This is a genomic window from Pontibacterium sp., from assembly GCF_041587635.1.
Classification (GTDB): domain Bacteria; phylum Pseudomonadota; class Gammaproteobacteria; order Pseudomonadales; family Balneatricaceae; genus Pontibacterium.
Window position 1 is genome coordinate 1 of sequence record NZ_JBFGYC010000753.1, and the last position, 1061, is coordinate 1061.

Below are 1061 nucleotides of genomic sequence, written 5' to 3' on the forward strand. Positions count from 1 at the left end.
ATGCGGCGCAGTTTGGGAAGCAGAGCTTTGGAGCTGCGGCTTAACCCAGAGCTTTGCTGTGCGAGGCGCAGCGAGCATCTGACAACAGCGAATTGTTATTCGCATTTAAAACACTAAAGGTGAAGTTATGGATTTTGGTCAAGCAATTAAAGAAATGCGGATAGGTAAGAAAGTACAGCGTGTCGGCTGGAATGGTAAAGGAATGTTTCTCTTTCATGTATCGGGCAACTCTTGGGATTTCACAACAGATGTTTCTGGTGTTGATGATCTGGATACAGAATCATTTATTTGCATGAAAACCGCTGGTGATACGTTAATACCGTGGCTCGCTAGTCAGGCAGACATGCAGGCCGAAGACTGGCAGGTTGTTGGCGAATAACAAAGAGATACGGGGCCTTGTCCCCGTCATCGAGGTGTTATGTAAAGGTTAGCACGGACAGTATTAAGAACTGAGATACATCTATTACGAGGCTTCGACCTCGTAATGATCGCGCGGTCTGGACAGCCGCAAAACGGAATGGGACAGAAGAGGATCAATAACATGCAAGAACGACTACTGCGACTAACACAAGTAGAAGATATGACCGGGTTCAAGAAGTCATACCTTTATCGAGAAAAAAACGCCGGTCGGTTTCCGGAGCCTGTAAAGATCGGCACTACAAGCCGCTGGAAAGAAAGCGAAGTAAAAGCGTGGATCGACAGCTTTAATGTAACAGTGGAGCAGGAGGAAGTGTCAGCGGCCTGATACCGCACCATCTAGAAAGTCAGCCCACCACTGAAGCATTTCTCGCCGCTCATCCAGGTACTGGGCGTGATTATACGCCCTCCTTTCCCCCTTTGACTCAATATGCGCCAGCTGGCGCTCTACAGCATCAGGGTTCCAGCCCTCTTCATTCAATATCGTAGAGGCCGTCGATCTAAATCCATGGCCTGAGAACTGCTTTTCATACCCTAAGTTGCACAGTGCCTGATTAATTGCTCGATGGGACATAAAGTCATCAGGCCTTCGAACGTTGGGAAACAGGTGATCGTTTTTGCTATCGCCCGTCAATTGCTGAAGC

At 48.2% G+C, this 1061-nt stretch carries 3 protein-coding genes; 2 read left to right on the forward strand and 1 reads right to left on the reverse strand.

Translation table 11 applies throughout. From position 1 onward, the window contains the following. Positions 1-127: 127 nt before the first annotated feature. Both ABYW01_RS21435 and ABYW01_RS21440 read left to right on the forward strand, forming a co-directional pair. Positions 128-379, forward strand: coding sequence for a DUF2829 domain-containing protein (locus ABYW01_RS21435; protein ID WP_372836651.1), 252 nt, complete (start codon positions 128-130; stop codon positions 377-379). A gap of 162 nt (positions 380-541) precedes the next feature. After that, positions 542-745, forward strand: coding sequence for a helix-turn-helix transcriptional regulator (locus tag ABYW01_RS21440; protein WP_372836653.1), 204 nt, complete (start codon positions 542-544; stop codon positions 743-745). On the opposite strand, the gene ABYW01_RS21445 is transcribed toward ABYW01_RS21440, so the two are convergent. Further along, positions 734-1061 (reverse strand): tyrosine-type recombinase/integrase (locus ABYW01_RS21445; RefSeq protein ID WP_372836655.1); only part of this gene is annotated, 328 nt, incomplete at its 5' end. The two genes, ABYW01_RS21440 and ABYW01_RS21445, sit on opposite strands and share 12 nt — an antisense overlap.